The following is a 16,357-nucleotide window of genomic DNA, read 5'->3' as shown; positions in this document are numbered from 1 at the left end:
GAAGCTTTTGGGCTTTACAAGCACCCATTTTTCTGCTAGTTTGAAGCCTGACATGAAGGAGGGATTTGCATGTTTCCTTTTGTTGGCCTTCTTGTTCTCTGGACCCGCTCTGGCCCAGGAAAAGAACATTGTCCTGAAGGTGGATATTACAGGAAACGACCGTATCGAACGCGGCGTCATCATGAATGCGATAAAAACCAAAGAAAAGGAGACTTACAACCCTGAAAAAATCAGAGAGGACATGAAGAACATATATAAAACGGGCTTCTTCAGTGATGTTCAGGTTGACGTTAAAGACACACCAGAAGGAAAAATAGTCACCTTCGTCGTCGTCGAAAGGCCGACAGTAAACGACATCGCCATATCCGGAAACAAGAAAGTAAAGACCGAAGACCTCAAGGAGAAAATCAAGTTTAAAGTCGGTACGGTTCTGAATACCGAAAAGCTGAAAGAGACGGTCGACGAAATAAAGAAGCTCTATGCCAGCAAGAATTTCTATGCTGCCAAGGTCACCTACGACATCGATTACGAAGAGGGATACCGTGCAAAGGTTACTTTTGTCGTAGATGAAGCAGAAAAAGCGTACGTGAGAAAGATCACCTTCACAGGAAACAATCATTTCAAGGCCGGCACGCTCAAGGATTACATGAAGACGAAGGAAAAGGGCCTACTGTCGTGGTTCACAGGCTCCGGCATACTGGACGACGAGCAACTGGAGGAGGACAGGCGTAACCTCGGGGCGTTCTACGCGGACAACGGGTATGTCAGAGCCAGTGTGGGCAATCCCACTATCACCCTGTCTAAGGACGGGAAGCGGATAGACATCTCTATCCCCATCACCGAGGGTAACATTTTTAAGATAGGCTCTGTTGACTTCTCGGGCGATCTGGTTATCCCGCAACAGGACCTGAAAAAAATGGTAAAGAGCAAGGTGGGCGACACCTTCAAGTCTTCGGTTTTCCAGCAGGATGTAACGACATTGACCGATGCCTGCCAGGATAAAGGGTACGCCTTTGCTGATGTTAATCCTCTCACCCTCGTTAACGATGAAGCCAGGACAATGGCGATCACCTTTGAAATCATTACAGGCCCGCAGGTTTACGTCAACCGCATCAACATCACGGGCAACCTGAAGACCAGAGACAAGGTGATACGGAGAGAGCTTCGCTTCGTTGAGGGTGATCTCTTTTCAGCGGCAAAACTTAAGGAAAGCAAGAGAAGATTGCGTAATACGACGTACTTCAAGGAATCAGATCTGAAACTGGTAAAGACGGATGTTCCTGACAGAGTAAATCTGGACACAATCGTCGAGGAAAAGCCGACAGGCACTATCTCAGCGGGAATAGGATACTCTACCTATGAGAACCTCATCCTCACAGGTTCCGTAGCGCAGGATAACCTGTTCGGTACCGGGCTGGCAGCCCGGGTCACCGCAGCAATCAGCAGCATCAGTACACTCTACGATATTTCTATAACCAAGCCTTACATATTCGACAAGGATATCAATGCAGGGATTAATCTTTTCAACTGGACGCGCTCCTTCGATACGTATGAATATCGTTCCCAGGGTGGCGCCGTATCGGTTGTGAGGCCCATAACCGACTACACCAGGCTGGGGCTCAAGTACGGGTATGTAGTCACCGATGTTTTCAATATTGACCCCAGTGCAGGGGCGTACATCATAAGCCAGAGGGGAGTCACCCGCACGAGCAGCGTCACGACCAGTCTCAATTATCTGACCATAGATGACATAATGAATCCGAGAAGAGGCGTGCTGTTCAACAACAGCGTTGAAGTGGCCGGCGGACCCTTTCTCGGGGATGTGAACTTCATCAAGGCCATCAGTTCATACGGAAGGTATTTTCCGTTCAAATGGGACACCACCTTTTTCGTACGGGGGACAGGGGGTTATGCATGGCAGTACAACGGCACCCCTGTGCCCATCTACCAGAATTTCTATGTCGGCGGCATCAACTCCGTGAGGGGTTTCAAGTACGGCATGGCAGGACCCACGGACTACCAGAACACGCCTATCGGCGGAAGAGGCGAGCTCTATTTTAACTTCGAATGGATCTTCCCGATTTACGCACCCGCGGGTCTCAAAGGAGTCGTCTTCTTCGACTTGGGGCACGGCTTCGATCATTCCGACTGGCTGTTCAATCTCCGCGAATCGGCAGGCTTCGGCATCCGATGGCTGTCGCCCATGGGACCGATACGTCTGGAGCTGGGTTTCAACCTCAGTCCTAAACAAGGGGAGAAGAAAGAGGTCTTCGACTTCTTGATGGGCAGAGCATTTTGAAGGAGGAGTTATGAAAAAGTTACTTGGCATGGTAGTGGTGTTGTCGGCTATATTGTTACCACTTTTGGCTTTTGGGCAGACAGTTCAACCTGCCACCAAGATCGGCTTCATTGACCTGCAGAGGGTTATGCTTGAATCGGAGAGGGGTAAGGAAGCCAAGAAGGGGTTGATGGATGAAGCAGAGAAACTGAAGAAGACATTGGACCAGAGACAGGACGAGATACAGAAGTTAAAAGATGCGCTGGAGCGGCAGGCAGCCACGATAACCCCTGAGGCCCGTGCGGACAAGGAAAAGCAGTACCAGGCTAAGCTCAAGGATTACCAGCGGCTGGCCGGTGACTACGAAAACGATCTCCGTCAAAAGGATCAAGAAACTTCACAAAAAATCCTTAAAGACCTTGAAGAAATAGTCAAACGCCTGGGTGACGGCGAAAAGTATACGCTTATCCTCGAGAGGACGCAGGCAGGTATACTCTTTGGGAACACCTCCAGTGACATCACCGAAAAGGTCATCTCTCTCTACAACGAAAGCGCAAAAAAAGGTGGTCCAACAGCTGGTGCAACAAAGAAATGAAACGCCTGCAGGAGATCGCCGATAGATTGCATGGGCGTCTTGTGGGCGACGGTGATCTAGGTATCTCCGGCATAGCCAGCCTCCAGGAGGCAGAGCCCGGTCAGATCACCTTCGTAGCGCATCATTCCCTGGCCAGACACCTCAAGGACTCCAAAGCATCCGCCGTCATCGTTAGCAAAGAAGTTGCGGCTCAGATAGAGGATTCCCAGGACGCTGGCCGGAATATCATTGTTGTCGACAATCCCTCGCTGGCGTACGCCTTTGTCGCCGAGATGTTTGACACGCCGAAGCACAAGGAGCCGGGGGTCAGCCCCCTTGCCTGCGTTTGCGATGACGTCATGGTATCCCCTGAGGCGGCTGTTATGCCTTTCGTTTACGTAGGCAAGGGCTCTACGATTGACCGCGGCGTGACCATCTATCCTTTCACGTATGTGGGAGAGGGCGTACGAATAGGCGAAGACACACTCATCTATTCCAATGTGACACTCTACAGCGGCGTCACCATTGGCAAGAGGGTCATTATTCATGCCGGCAGTGTGCTGGGCAGTGATGGATTCGGCTACACCTGGGACGGGACCGGACACCGCAAGATACGGCAACTCGGCACTCTTGTCCTTGAGGATGATGTTGAGGTGGGCGCAAATACCACCATCGATCGCGGCTCCCTGGGGAAGACAACCATCGGTCGCGGGGTAAAAATCGACAACCTCGTGCAGGTTGCCCATAACGTCTCGATTGGTGAGAATTCGATCATAATTTCGCAAGTAGGAATCGCCGGGAGTTCCACCCTGGGCAAAAACGTGATTCTCGCCGGTCAGGTGGGCGTGAGAGATCACGTGACGATCGGGGATAACGTAAAGGCAGGAGGCAGCACGGGAATCACCAAGGACGTTCCCGCAAATTCTAATATCATGGGGACGCCTCACATGCCTCACCGGGAATGGCTGAGGCTGCAAGGTTACTTAAAAAAACTACCCGACCTCACCAAGAGAATAGAGGCACTAGAGAACAAAATGGTGCAAGAGGAGCGTGAATGATAGAGATCAATGAGATCCTCAGGCTGCTGCCGCATGGTTTTCCCTTTCTGCTTGTAGACAGGATTCTCGAGTACGAACCGGAAAAGAGCATTGTCGGAGTCAAGAACGTCACGTTCAACGAACCCTATTTCCCCGGCCACTTCCCGAAGAATCCGGTGATGCCCGGCGTGTTGATCATCGAGGCAATGGCTCAGGCCGCAGGGGTCCTCGCCTTCAAGTCGCACCCCGACCTCAGGGGAAACGTCTTTTTTATAGGGATCGATAACGCCCGGTTTCGGAAACCAGTGGTTCCCGGTGATCAGCTGAAGCTTGTGCTCCAGGTAGTGAAGCACAGAAAAGAGATATGGGTCTTCGACGGCGAAGCCTTCGTGGATGACAAGAAAGTGGCTGAGGCACGCATCATGGCCACGCTGCAGGCAGAGGAAGGAAAATGATACATTCGACTGCTGTCATTGACAAGAGTGCAGAGCTGGAATCGGATGTTGAAGTGGGCCCTTACTGTATCATCGGTCCCGGAGTAAAGATCGGTAAAGGAACAAAGCTCATTGCCCACGTGAGCATACAGGAACTGACAGAGATCGGTGAGGGCTGCACCATTCACCCTTTCACTGCGATAGGCGGGCCTCCCCAGGACATAACATATAAAGATGAACCTACCACCTGCGTGATAGGCGATAAGAATACGCTACGTGAATACGTGACAATCAACCGGGGCTCGAAGTCGAGCGGCTCGACTATTGTCGGAGCAGCCAATTTTATCATGGCGTACGCCCACATTGCGCACGACTGTCGTGTGGGCAATCACGTTATCATGGCAAATTGCGCAACACTCGCGGGCCACGTTCACGTAGACGATTACGCCATAGTGAGCGGTCTCAGCGCTGCCCACCAATTCTGCAGAATAGGCAAATACGCTTTCATAAGCGGCTTGACGGGAGTGCCGAAGGACGTACCTCCATTCATGATGGCGGCTGGCAACAGAGCCAGACTCTACGGCCTGAACAGCGTGGGCCTCGAAAGACAGGGCATTCCCAAAGCCGAGATTGTGAAACTGAAAAGAGCCTACCGTATTCTCTTCAGGTCATCATTGCCCCTTGAGAAATCGTTGAAGATCGTGGAAGAAGAATTGGACGGAGATAATGTCAGAGATCTCGTCACTTTCATACGTTCATCAGAGAGGGGCATATGCCGTTAAAAATCTGCGTGATCGGCGTGGGGCATATGGGGAGGATCCACGCAGAGAAACTGAAGGAAATGGAGGGAGTTGTTCTGTGCGGCCTTATCGACGCGGATCACAATTGCCTTGAAGAGGCCTCAAGAAAGCACTCTGCACCCTGCTTCAGCGATTACAAAAAGGTGCTCCCTCTGATTGACGCTGCTCTGATCGCCACCCCCACCAGGACTCACTACGCCATCGCCAGGGATTGCCTCGAAAAGGGCGTTCACGTGTTCATGGAAAAGCCGATCACAACAACTCCCGCGGAGGCGGAAGAGCTCATAGCAACCGCCAGAGCAAAGAAGCTCGTCCTCCAGGTCGGTCACCTTGAACGTTTCAGTCCTGCCTTTCTGAAAGCACTGCGCCATATAAAGGATCCGATATTCATTGAAGCCCAGAGAATAAGCACGTTCACTGGGAGATCCACAGATATAGACGTCGTGATGGACCTGATGATCCACGATATAGATCTTGTTCTCTCCATAGCCCGCGGTGAAGTGATTGATGTACGGGCTCAGGGAACCCCGGTGGTAACAGACAAGATCGACGTCGCTAATGCGCGCATTGAGTTTGAAGGCGGCTGCGTGGCGAGCCTCACGGCCAGCAGAGCGTCGAAGAAGAAAGAGCGGTCGTTCAAGATATTTCAGAAGGAGCGCTACTTCGATCTCGATCTGCTCAAAGGCCGTATGACAGCTCTTGCCAGAGGAAGCAAGGGCACGGTTCGGTTGGAAGAATACCAGGCGGAAAAGATCGACCCGGTCAAAGCCGAATTAATGGAGTTTATTGAGGCGGTCAAAGAAAGACGACAGCCTCGGGTAGAAGGAGAGCACGGCCTCAGGGCGCTCCTGCTCGCCAATCTGATCAGGGAGTCGATAAAACAGAATCTTGCAAACCGCAGGGCTGGTAAGGTCCTTTAATCGGAAAGCGCTTATTGTAACCGGAGAGCTCTCCGGTGAAAGTCACGCACTTCATCTGGTCAACGCGATAAACAAGCTGCTCCCTCTGGAATGGTCCGCCGTCGGAAGCCAGAAGCTCAAGGCGGCGGGAATAGACATTCTTTACGATTATCGCGACATCTCCGTAACAGGCCTCAGCGAAGTTCTACCAAAGCTGGGACAAATCTGGAGGGCTTACCGCGCTCTCAGGCGCTATTTGCGCGAGGCTGCTCCGTCCTTGCTTATCCTTGTGGATTTTCCCGGGTTCAACCTGCGATTGGCCGGCATAGCGAAAAAGATGGCCATCCCTGTCGTCTACTTCATACCGCCTCAGGTCTGGGCGTGGAGGTCCGGCAGGATCACGCGGATAAAAAGAGACATAGACCTCGTTATATCGATCCTTCCCTTTGAAAAAGCGCTTTATGACCAGAAAGGTATCCCCTGTGTGTACGTTGGCCATCCCTACATGGCCACACTGCGTCCCAAGGAGAGGGGCACATTCCTCCAGGAGCTCGGGGTTGAAAGGAGGCAGCCGATCGTCACCATCATGCCGGGCAGCAGGCAAAACGAAATCGCCAGGCTCATGCCAGTGCTCCTTCACGTGGTCGACCGGCTACGCATGATGTTCAAGGACATGGCGGTTCTGCTTCCCATCGCTGAGAGCATCGAGCGAAGTTTCATGGAATCGTTTATACAGGAGCACCCCGAAGTGCATGTGCTCGAAGGCTCATCCATAGACGCGCTGGCAAGCTCCGACATCGCTCTGGTTGCTTCAGGCAGTGCCACGCTGGAGGCTGCTATTCTGGGATGTCCTGCAATCGTCATCTACAAAATCTCTTCGTTCTCCTTCCTTGTGGCCAAGCACGTGGTTAAAGTGGGACACATAAGTCTTCCGAACCTCATAGCCGGGCAGGAAGTATTTCCTGAGTATGTGCAGGATCTCCAACCCGAAATCATTGCGCAAAGGGCGCAGTATATGTTAAATAATGAACGAAAAAAGCTAAAGGATGCCATGGAGCAAGTGCGAAAAAAGCTCGGCACCACTGACTCTTACGCAATGGCCTGCGATGCCATCCTTCACTTACTAGAGCGAATATATGGCCCTCTATTTCCGACTGCTGAGATTCGTTAAGCCATACTGGGGCAAGCTTCTTATGGCAGCCATCTTCATGTCCGGCTCCGCTGCCACCAACGGAGCAACCGCCTTCCTGGTCAAGCCCGTTCTTGACAAGATATTCTTTGAGAAGAATGGCAGCATGCTTGTTATCATCCCGTTCGGCATAATCCTTCTCTATCTGGTAAAGGGAGTTTTCGATTACCTCCAGGCGTACCTCATGGGCTTCGTGGGGCAAAAGGTGATAACCGATATCAGGAATCTGCTGTTCATGCGTCTTCAGCAGCAGCCCCTTGCGTTCTACGACAAGACACCGACCGGAGTGATCATATCGAGAGTCACCAACGACATAAGCCTTGTTCAGAGCGCTGTCTCCGACTCCTTCACGGCCATCCTCAAAGATGCCTTTACGATAGTCGGCCTCATTTTCGTTGTTTTTTACCGGGACTGGAAGCTGGCTGCCATAGCATTCGTCATACTGCCGTTCGCCACGTATCCGATAGTTATTTTTGGAAGGCGTTTACGCAAAATTGCCGTTCAGAATCAGAAGGCAATGGCAAGGATGACCAACTTTCTTCACGAGACCATAACGGGTCAGCGCATTGTCAAGGCTTTCACCATGGAGTCCTACGAAGCAGAGCGCTTCGGGGAAGAAAATGAAAGCCTCTTCCGGATCATCGTAAAGCGTTACAAGGTACGCGCTCTCTCGTCGCCAGTGATGGAGGCACTCGGGGGGATAGCCGTTGCCGTGATCATATGGTATGGAGGATCTCAGGTAATTTCCGGGCAGTCGACGCCTGGCAATTTTTTCTCCTTTACTGCTGCTCTCCTCATGCTCTACGAGCCCATCAAGCGCCTCAACAAGGAGAATCACAATGTCCAGCAGGGGTTGGCCGCGGCGCAGCGGGTCTTTGAGATAGTGGACCGGCAGTCCGAAATACAGGATAAGAGCACTGCTGTTGAGCTTGCCGCTGTTGAGGGAAGCATAGAGCTCGAGAATGTCTATTTTCGTTATGAAGAAAAAATGATCCTGAAGAATGTGAATCTCAAGATCAACAAAAACGAAGTTGTGGCGATTGTGGGAGAAAGTGGGGTCGGTAAGACTACACTGATCAATCTGATCATGCGCTTTTACGATGTGACGGGCGGCTCCCTTAAGGTTGACGGCGTTGACATCAGGGATATGACGCTTGACTGTCTCCGAAAGAACATAGCCATTGTGACACAGGACGTGATTCTCTTCAATGACACAATTACGAAGAACATCGCTCACGGTTCACACGAGGACCCTGCCAGGATAGAGGAGGCAGCGCGCACGGCATTTGCGCACGACTTCATTCTCAAGCTCCCCAAGAAATATGAGACAAATGTGGGCGAGAAGGGATTGCGCCTCTCCGGCGGGCAGAAGCAGCGGATAGCAATAGCGCGAGCCCTGTACAGGGACGCGCCCATTCTCATCCTTGACGAAGCAACAAGCGCCCTTGACTCGGCATCTGAAGGAGAGGTACAGCGGGCCCTCGAAAACCTTATGCGCGGAAGAACCACCATCATCATCGCTCACCGGTTGTCCACGATCATAAGTGCGGATCGCATTATCGTGCTCCAGGGAGGGGCAATCGTACAGGAAGGACCGCACAGGGAACTGATTGGAGTCGATGGCCCGTACAAGCAACTCTACGAGCTGCAGTTCAAGAATGATGGCAAGAAGATCATACATATGGGGAAAAGACCCAAAAATGCGTAAACGTGCAAAGCAGTTTCTCCTCGTACACACGCTTCCACCACTGGTCTACGTCTTTCTCCTGCTCCTCAGAGCCACGCTGAGCATAACCCACGTCAACAGGGAGCGGATGGAACGAGCCAGAGAAGATGCCGGCAGCATGATCGCCTGTTTCTGGCACGGCAGGCTACTGCTCATGCCCTTTGCAGTAAAGGGGGTAAAGGCTAAAGTGCTCATATCCCGCCATCGGGACGGGGAATTTATCGCCCGCGTTATCCGGTTTTTCGGACTGGATACGGTGCGCGGTTCACACAGGAAGGGTGGCGTCACATCGATACGGGAAATGATCACGGCCATGCGCGAAGGATGGAACATTGCCATTACGCCTGATGGCCCCAAGGGGCCGAAGGAAAAGATCAAGGAGGGCCTCCTTGAACTGGCCAAGATCAGCCAAAAACCGATCATTCCCGTCTCGTACGGTGCTCGTAAAAAAAAACCTTCGACTCCTGGGACAGCTTCGTTCTGCCTTATCCTTTTTCGAAGATTGTATTCTTGTGGGGAGAGCCTGTTTACATTGACCGGAATGCATCCAGGGCTGACCTGGAAAGTGAACGGCTGAGACTCGAGCGAGCCCTCACGGAACTCACCCGTAAAGCAGACGAAATGGCATGTGGAAGTTAGCTTACAACGTCGGCGTATACTGCACTTTCCCCTTCTTTGTTGTTCTCGCCTTAGCGAAGAAAAAGATCAGAAAAACCCTTCTTGAAAGAATGTACGTGAGGAAAGCGCCGGAGATGCACGATGTGCTCTGGATCCACGCAGCCTCTGTGGGCGAAGCAGTCATTGCGGAGAATTTCGTCAACTTTATGCACAGCCGCATGGGTGCTGGCAGCTTTGCCATCACGACGAACACGGACTACACGTACCGCCTCCTGAACAAGAAACTTGCAGGCCGCGCACGCGTGCTGTACCTGCCCTTCGATCTTCCTTGTGTCATCAAACGCTTCATGAATGACTCCACGTTCAAGGCGCTCATCCTAGTCGAGACCGAAATATGGCCGAACGTTGTGTGGGCTGCGCATAGCCGCGGGATACCCGTGCTTATCATGAACGGAAGAATCTCTGATCGTACGGTGAAGAACTACCGAGCTCTCTCCTTTTTTCTCAAGCACGTGCTTTCGTCCATAGATCTCGTGCTCGCACAATCAGAAGAACAGGCCGCAAGATTCGTCTCCGTTGGTATGGATAGATCTCGTGTCAGAACTACGGGCAATCTAAAATACTACCGGTTTTTCGATCATCGGCCTGAGACAGAGCACACAGAGGAGATCATTACGTTCGGCAGCATTAAGGAGAAGGAGCTACCAGTCATTCTCCCGCTGATAGAGCCGCTGAAGAAGAGATTTCCTGATCGGCCCGTCTACCTGGTGCCAAGAGACCTTGCGCTGGTCAACGCCGTCAGAGAGGGAATTACAGGGACGTTACGCGTCTGCAGGTTTTCCGAGTTGAAAGCAGGCAAAGTGCGGGCACCAGACGTTGTTGTAGTGGATACCATGGGCGATCTCATGTCCATATACCAGAGAAGCCTCGTGGCCTTCGTAGGAGGCAGCCTCGCGCCCTATGGAGGCCAGAATATACTGGAGCCCCTTTTCTTTGGCGCTCCTGTTCTTTTCGGCCCGCACATTGAAAACTTCAGGGAAATTGCCGACCGCATTCTCTCAGCCGGCGCGGGCAGGCTGGTGCAGGACGGAAACGAGGTATTCGAAACAATAAGGGATCTCATCAATAATCCTGACCTGCGCCGCGCAATGGGCGAGGCAGGCTTGCAGGTGATACGGGAGCAGGAAGCTGCCATGACCACAACAGTTGACGCGGTGACGGAGGTGCTATGGAAGAATTCGACCGCTTAGTTGATTTGATGGCCTCTCTCCGGGGAGAACAGGGTTGCCCCTGGGATAAGAAGCAGACCGAGAAAGCCTTTCGCACCTTCCTTCTCGAGGAAGCGTACGAAGTAATAGACGCTATTGAAAAAGAGGACCGCGTGGCGCTCCAGGAGGAACTGGGAGACGTGCTTTTCCATATCCTCTTCATCGCCCAAATCTGCAAGGAAAAGCATCACTTTGACATCAGAGACGTAGTTGTGTCGGCCTACACAAAAATGTACAACAGGCATCCGCATGTTTTTGGTTCGGAGAAATCAGAACTGTCCGACGACAAGCAGATTCCCCTGCTTTGGGAGGAAATAAAGCGCGCTGAAAAAGAGAATTACTCAGCGGTCGAAGGTGTGCCGAGAATACTGCCCGCGCTTCTGCGCTCCTACGTGATATCCAAAAGAGCGGCCAAACTGGGGTTTGACTGGGAGACGGTAGAAGGCGTACACGATAAGATCGTGGAAGAAATGGCAGAGATCAGAGAGGCGGAGAAGACCGCGAATATAGACCTTATCGAAGAAGAAATAGGGGATCTGCTCTTCACTATAGTCAATCTCTCACGCTTTCACCAGATCGATCCGGAAGCTGCGCTGCGCAGAACTAACAACAAATTCGTCAGAAGATTTGCCTACGTGGAGAGCAAGGCAGATATGTCCAATCCAAACCCCAGGGCTATGGACACGCTCTGGAATGAAATAAAAGATGCGGAAAAAAAAGGGAAGTGAATCCCTCTGCCCTATTCGACTTTCTTAACGTTCGCCGCCTGCGGCCCCTTTGGTCCGCTGGTGATCTCAAACTCCACCTTTTCCCCGGTCTTCAGAGTCTTGAAACCATCCTGCTTGATTGCTGAGTAGTGCACAAATACGTCCCCACCACTATCCTGTTCTATAAAACCATACCCCTTTGAATCATTGAACCACTTAACCTTACCTGCTGGCATACTGCTAAACTCCTTTCTTGATTGTTGAATGGTGCAACTATTTCATATTAATTCTCTCTTTTGCCGCATGTCAAGCGAAATCTTAAAAACTTTTAATGGTTATTTTCCTGCACAAAACAATGGGTAATTTTCTGGCAGACTACATTTAAAACCGCACCCGCGAGGTCACTCTGATGACCGGGTGGGTGGCAGGCGGCGTGCAATCAGGAGGCTTCCTTGAAACCGATCACGTCAGAGGGACAGGTCGATGCGCAAAGACCGCAGCCTAGACAGAGTTCTTTCTTAACCGTGGCAACAGGCACAGCAGAAGAGCCGAGCGGACCAAAAATAGAGATCTGTTTTTCTTTAAGCTCCACCGATATTGCTTTCGCAGGGCAGGAATCGCCACATGAACCGCAGCCGCTGCAGCGTTCCTCGTCGATGTCCGGCAGCGTACGCTCCGCATCCTTCTCGATAAGAAACTCGCCCAGTGCGCCAAGCGCTTCCCTCTCTTCCCACCGCGCCGACCTGGGGAATCGGATGAATCCCGCATGATACCGTTCCCTGTCCCATTTTGTTGGTGACCAGCGAAGCTGGGGCTCTGACCGATACTGAATGAGGAACTCCCGATCCCGGACAAGCTCAGCATACTGCTCCAGCGTCACCACTGTCGCAGCCGCGATGTTTGTCTCTCCCTTGGGTCCGTCAATACGCGCTCCGTTTTCATACGTATCGATCCGTTCGTCTTCCTCCAGATGGATGAACACAATCCCCTCCCTGCGAGCCTCCTCGTAAAGAAGCTCCGTGTAAGAGGGCGTGACAAGGTTTCTTGTAACGAAGATGACGTCCTTCCTCTTCTTTTTGAGCTTGAGCGCTTCTACAAGAAATTTTTCTGCAAAAAACTCATAAAACATTCGGAGAAGCGGGTCCCCTGTGCCGAGGTAAAACAGATACGAGTCGCTCTTCGCTTTGACATGCACTTCCGGCGTCACTTCCCTGTGCGCCGTCATCACAGGAACACGCCTGCCGTCATCCAATTCCATCATGCATCTCACGGCTGCGCCGTAGCCCGTGAGGATCGCGTCTTTGATGCTCATCGGCTCCAGGCTTCCGCCGGACACGTACACGCCCTTCGAATCAGTGGCGAGCGGGGCCGACTCCTTGACAAACCCCCATTCATTGAGGGAGAAGCCGAAATACTGGCTCAGTTCAGGCAGGTGAGCACCCGGCCTCAGGCCCGTGGCAAGCACCACATAATCGAAGCGTTTTTCGCTGAGATGACCGCCGTTGAAGTACCGCAAGGTTACTCCATCATCATCCTCTTCGAAGTAGCGTGAATTGGCGCGGACAAATGAAACGCCCATATCCCGGTAGAGTTTTTCCAGGTAGAACTCCTGGCCGAAGAATCTCAGGTCGTTGTAGAAAACAGTGATCTGCGGCGTTATCCCTCTCTGAAACGTCCACTTGATCTCCCGCAGCGTGTATGAGCAGCACATGGCCGAACAGAGCGGGTAGTCACTGCAGCGGGAGCCCACACAGAGAACGAAAGCCACCTTTCTCAAGTCACCGGGCAGCGACTCATTTCTCTGGTCGATAAGGCGGTCGTAATCAAGGCTGGCCAGGATCCGCTTGCCCGTTCTTTCCTTCGGCTCGTAAGGGGCCAGACCGGCCGCAATAATAACCCCGTCGGCCTCGATTAACCTGCCGCTATCCAATGTGATGAGCGATTTCTCGTAGAGCTTATCAACATCGACAATGCGGCTTCCTGTGATCACCTCGAGTGCAGGGAGGCTCTCTATCTCAGCAAAAAAGGTTTTGAAGCCCACGCGACAGTTGGCTATCTTTTCCATCAGACCACCCGGCGCATCAGTCTGTTCCAGAATGATTACCTTGTGGCCGGCCTTCAGGAGCACTTTTGCCGCTGAGATTCCACTGATACCGCCTCCAATGACGACTATGGTCATAGCCTTGTTCTATCCCCTGTTGCGAAGAGTAAAAGGTCTGTGAAGTAGATGATCTTCCTGTTCTTTGAAAAGGAAGTCAACGCCATGTGACAGAGAGGGCAAAAGAGCACGATTATGCCTCTGGAACCCTCGAGGACAGCATGCGACAGCTTCTCGGTAGCCCACTTGTTGATGAAGAATTGATTGCCTCCGCAACATTTCGCTTTGACCTTGGTCCCATCAATCTCTCCGCCAAGCTTTGTTATGAATGTTTCTATCACCTCTTTATTGCTTATGGCTGTTTCCTCCGGACGCATCAGCAGACAGCCGTAGTAAGGTGTAAAGACCTGCCCTTTCAGATCCTGCTCGACCTTGAGCAACCCGGTTGCCTCTTCACTCAACAACTCAAGGGGATGATAGACCGCCTGCGTCTTCCCGCTGTGCGCCTCCCTCAGGTTCTTATAACAGGCGGGACACGGAGCAACGACACCCTCTCCGGCATTCAATGCCCTGCTCTTTTCAAGGTTTGTCCTTGACAACTCTACCAATGTTCCTCTATCGCCGAACTCAAAAGCACCGCAACAGTTCCAGTCAGGGATTTCCAAGAGCTCGTGGCCCAGTTTCGTAAAAACCTTCTTCAAACCGCGGTCAAGTTTCCGTGCGCTGCCCGTAAGAGAACATCCTGGATAGTAGGCGTATCTCATCGCGCCTTCCTCTGTCTGGCACTCTTCTGCCAGGCATCGCCCATGTTCCTGACTTTGTGCGGCAGGTGAAAAGTAACATACTCTTTCCATCGCATTACATACGCGAGGTATCCTCCCCGGATGAGGAAGGAAAGAGCTTTCAGAAAAACGTATGGTTCGTATACTCTCCCCCAGATGCCTACGGAAGATTTGAAGGCCTTTTCAAATGGCGTTTCCATGCCCATCTTTCCTTTGACCGCCCGGACGATCTCCGGAATCCTTATATGCCAGGGGCACGCAGTGGTGCAGTTGTAACAGTTGGTACAGTAATGAAGAACGGGATCATCGTTTTTCAGCTCTTTCTGAAGAAAGAGGCTTAAAAGAAGCGCCTGAGGATTCGCTGCCACGGAAAGATCATTGATAGTGCAGACCGAGCCGCAGATCTTACACCCGAGACAAACGGAAAAATCCTTACGCTCGTACCCTGCAAGCCGAGCCACGTCTTCAATCGTCATCCCTTCCTCGCTAACTCGCATCTTCCCATCCCGGCATCAGTCGTCCGCGTCTTTCAGTTCATCCTCAAGAAACGTCAGATACGGCAGGGTCTCATCGAAGCTCCGGCCGGACATATAGGAGAAGATTTTCTGCAGCCTCTCCGATGTCCCCTTCATATACTTTGTGAGAGGTATCTTCTGAGGACAGGCCTCTTCACATGCTCCGCACCCGACGCATGTCTGAGACACATGATACATCCTGATAAAGTGGAAGAGTTCTTTGCCCGCTGGGAGAGAGCTCTCTCCCAGACGCAACATCTTGTTAATGAACGCGTCACCTTTGGGCACATATTCGTCGCCATGGAAAACGCAGTCGACACAATAACAGACCGGGCACATGTCCCTGCAGTTCATGCACATGATGCATTTCTCGAAGTCCCTTGAAAATTCTTCCATGTCCGATTGGAATTTCTCTCCGGCAGCCGGGGGCGTGACAAGAAATTCTTCTGCCACTTCCGCCTCTTCCCCCTCGACCAGGGAGATAAACTCTTCGCCTCGGGGCGTCAATGCACATGCCCACAGCGCACCCGACTTGTCCACCCTTATGGACGCATCACCTATTACCGCTCTCGGCTCACGGCATACTTTGCAAGCGTATCTCAGCTTGCCCGATGCAGCCAGGGCGGCCTTAAGATCGATGGGCTCTGTCGGAAGAGGCTCTGCCTCCTTCGAGGAAAGAGTCCCGAAGCAATCTAACGACACCGCAATCACGCTTTCGCGTTCGATCTGCATCAGCTTTGAAAGCTCCACGTAGGCCCTCACCTCGCATGGGCGCAGCAGCATGAGTACTTTGGCGTCTTTAGAGAAGAACCGCCTCAGGTGCAATGCTCCATTTACGTCAAAGTAGGGATTAGCAAGAGCAAGAGAGCCCGAACCCCTCCGGAAAACACGATGCCGGATCGTCTCGCCCGCCTCTTCGAAGCCGAAGACAAGGCGTCGCTCCTCCTTCAGGAAGGAAATAGCCGCGTACCTGATGGCGGTTTTATCAGTTTTTTTTGCCTTCATGTCTGCTGTCCTTCAACTCTTTGTACATGCCTTCAACCTTTTCAACGAAGCGGCGTGCCTCAGCAGCGCTTACCCAAAAGAGCCGCAATTTTTCTTTCATGGAAAACGCATCGAGCATCTCCTTCATCGCGGCCATCTTTCTTCTCGTGTAATAGTTGCCTTTAATGAAATGGCAGTCTCCGGGATGACAGCCCGCGACAAATACCCCGTCCACGCCCTCAAAGAGGGCCTTGAGAACAAACGCCGGGTCGACCCTGCTGGAACAAGGGACTTGTACCACCTTTACGCCTTCCGGATATTTCAGCCTCAGACTTCCCGCCATCTCGGATGCCTTGAACGAGCAATACGAACAGGCGAATCCTACGATTTCAATGTCATCCTGCCTCGATTGATCACTCATCCTTTCCTTCCTCTCTCATTAAAGTCC

At 52.1% G+C, this 16,357-nt stretch carries 17 protein-coding genes; 11 read left to right on the top strand and 6 right to left on the bottom strand.

Annotation, left to right across the window (positions count from 1 at the left end):
• Positions 1-52: 52 nt before the first annotated feature.
• Genes bamA through mazG form a run of 11 tightly spaced genes read left to right on the top strand, consistent with a single transcriptional unit; the run spans position 53 to position 11,551 of the window.
• On the top strand, positions 53-2,299 hold the full coding sequence (gene bamA, locus VMT71_02390) for an outer membrane protein assembly factor BamA (protein ID HVN22792.1): 2,247 nt from the start codon (positions 53-55) through the stop codon (positions 2,297-2,299).
• A 10-nt stretch (positions 2,300-2,309) separates the two neighbouring features.
• Entirely contained in the window at positions 2,310-2,873 is a 564-nt protein-coding gene (locus VMT71_02385) for an OmpH family outer membrane protein (protein ID HVN22791.1), read from the top strand.
• A complete protein-coding gene (gene lpxD / locus VMT71_02380) occupies positions 2,870-3,910 on the top strand; it encodes a UDP-3-O-(3-hydroxymyristoyl)glucosamine N-acyltransferase (GenBank protein HVN22790.1) in 1,041 nt (346 codons plus the stop codon). Before VMT71_02385 ends, lpxD begins: the two co-directional genes overlap by 4 nt.
• Positions 3,907-4,344 carry a 3-hydroxyacyl-ACP dehydratase FabZ gene (fabZ, locus tag VMT71_02375; GenBank protein HVN22789.1) on the top strand — a complete coding sequence of 146 codons (438 nt, stop codon included), beginning with the start codon at positions 3,907-3,909 and terminating at the stop codon, positions 4,342-4,344. Before lpxD ends, fabZ begins: the two co-directional genes overlap by 4 nt.
• Complete coding sequence (gene lpxA / locus VMT71_02370) at positions 4,341-5,105, top strand: acyl-ACP--UDP-N-acetylglucosamine O-acyltransferase (GenBank protein ID HVN22788.1); 765 nt, start codon at positions 4,341-4,343, stop codon at positions 5,103-5,105. The genes fabZ and lpxA overlap by 4 nt, the downstream gene beginning before the upstream one ends.
• Positions 5,096-6,043: a Gfo/Idh/MocA family oxidoreductase gene (locus VMT71_02365; protein ID HVN22787.1), complete on the top strand. Its 948-nt coding sequence runs from the start codon at positions 5,096-5,098 to the stop codon at positions 6,041-6,043. The genes lpxA and VMT71_02365 overlap by 10 nt, the downstream gene beginning before the upstream one ends.
• The gene (gene lpxB / locus VMT71_02360) at positions 6,012-7,193 is read left to right on the top strand and encodes a lipid-A-disaccharide synthase (protein HVN22786.1); all 1,182 of its coding nucleotides are present in this window, start codon (positions 6,012-6,014) and stop codon (positions 7,191-7,193) included. The genes VMT71_02365 and lpxB overlap by 32 nt, the downstream gene beginning before the upstream one ends.
• Positions 7,159-8,919, top strand: coding sequence for a lipid A export permease/ATP-binding protein MsbA (gene msbA, locus VMT71_02355; protein ID HVN22785.1), 1,761 nt, complete (start codon positions 7,159-7,161; stop codon positions 8,917-8,919). Before lpxB ends, msbA begins: the two co-directional genes overlap by 35 nt.
• The gene (locus VMT71_02350; GenBank protein HVN22784.1) at positions 8,912-9,514 is read left to right on the top strand and encodes a lysophospholipid acyltransferase family protein; all 603 of its coding nucleotides are present in this window, start codon (positions 8,912-8,914) and stop codon (positions 9,512-9,514) included. Before msbA ends, VMT71_02350 begins: the two co-directional genes overlap by 8 nt.
• A gap of 49 nt (positions 9,515-9,563) precedes the next feature.
• Entirely contained in the window at positions 9,564-10,805 is a 1,242-nt protein-coding gene (locus tag VMT71_02345) for a glycosyltransferase N-terminal domain-containing protein (protein ID HVN22783.1), read from the top strand.
• On the top strand, positions 10,784-11,551 hold the full coding sequence (gene mazG, locus VMT71_02340; GenBank protein HVN22782.1) for a nucleoside triphosphate pyrophosphohydrolase: 768 nt from the start codon (positions 10,784-10,786) through the stop codon (positions 11,549-11,551). Before VMT71_02345 ends, mazG begins: the two co-directional genes overlap by 22 nt.
• A gap of 11 nt (positions 11,552-11,562) precedes the next feature.
• On the opposite strand, the gene VMT71_02335 is transcribed toward mazG, so the two are convergent.
• From VMT71_02335 to VMT71_02310, 6 genes are all read right to left on the bottom strand, one after another.
• Entirely contained in the window at positions 11,563-11,766 is a 204-nt protein-coding gene (locus VMT71_02335; protein ID HVN22781.1) for a cold shock domain-containing protein, read from the bottom strand.
• Between the two features lie 203 nt (positions 11,767-11,969).
• Positions 11,970-13,709, bottom strand: a complete 1,740-nt coding sequence (locus VMT71_02330) for an FAD-dependent oxidoreductase (GenBank protein ID HVN22780.1) — start codon at positions 13,707-13,709, stop codon at positions 11,970-11,972.
• Positions 13,706-14,392, bottom strand: coding sequence for a heterodisulfide reductase-related iron-sulfur binding cluster (locus VMT71_02325; protein ID HVN22779.1), 687 nt, complete (start codon positions 14,390-14,392; stop codon positions 13,706-13,708). Before VMT71_02325 ends, VMT71_02330 begins: the two co-directional genes overlap by 4 nt.
• A complete protein-coding gene (locus VMT71_02320) occupies positions 14,389-14,907 on the bottom strand; it encodes a (Fe-S)-binding protein (GenBank protein ID HVN22778.1) in 519 nt (172 codons plus the stop codon). The genes VMT71_02325 and VMT71_02320 overlap by 4 nt, the downstream gene beginning before the upstream one ends.
• 15 nt (positions 14,908-14,922) lie before the next feature.
• Positions 14,923-15,930 carry a 4Fe-4S dicluster domain-containing protein gene (locus VMT71_02315; GenBank protein HVN22777.1) on the bottom strand — a complete coding sequence of 336 codons (1,008 nt, stop codon included), beginning with the start codon at positions 15,928-15,930 and terminating at the stop codon, positions 14,923-14,925.
• Positions 15,911-16,330 (bottom strand): hydrogenase iron-sulfur subunit, encoded by a 420-nt coding sequence (locus VMT71_02310; protein ID HVN22776.1) that lies wholly within the window; start codon positions 16,328-16,330, stop codon positions 15,911-15,913. The genes VMT71_02315 and VMT71_02310 overlap by 20 nt, the downstream gene beginning before the upstream one ends.
• Between the last annotated feature and the right edge of the window lie 27 nt (positions 16,331-16,357).

The sequence above is a fragment of the Syntrophorhabdales bacterium genome (genome assembly GCA_035541455.1).
Lineage (GTDB): Bacteria > Desulfobacterota > Syntrophorhabdia > Syntrophorhabdales > WCHB1-27 > JADGQN01.
This window is presented reverse-complemented; position numbering and strand designations above follow the sequence as displayed.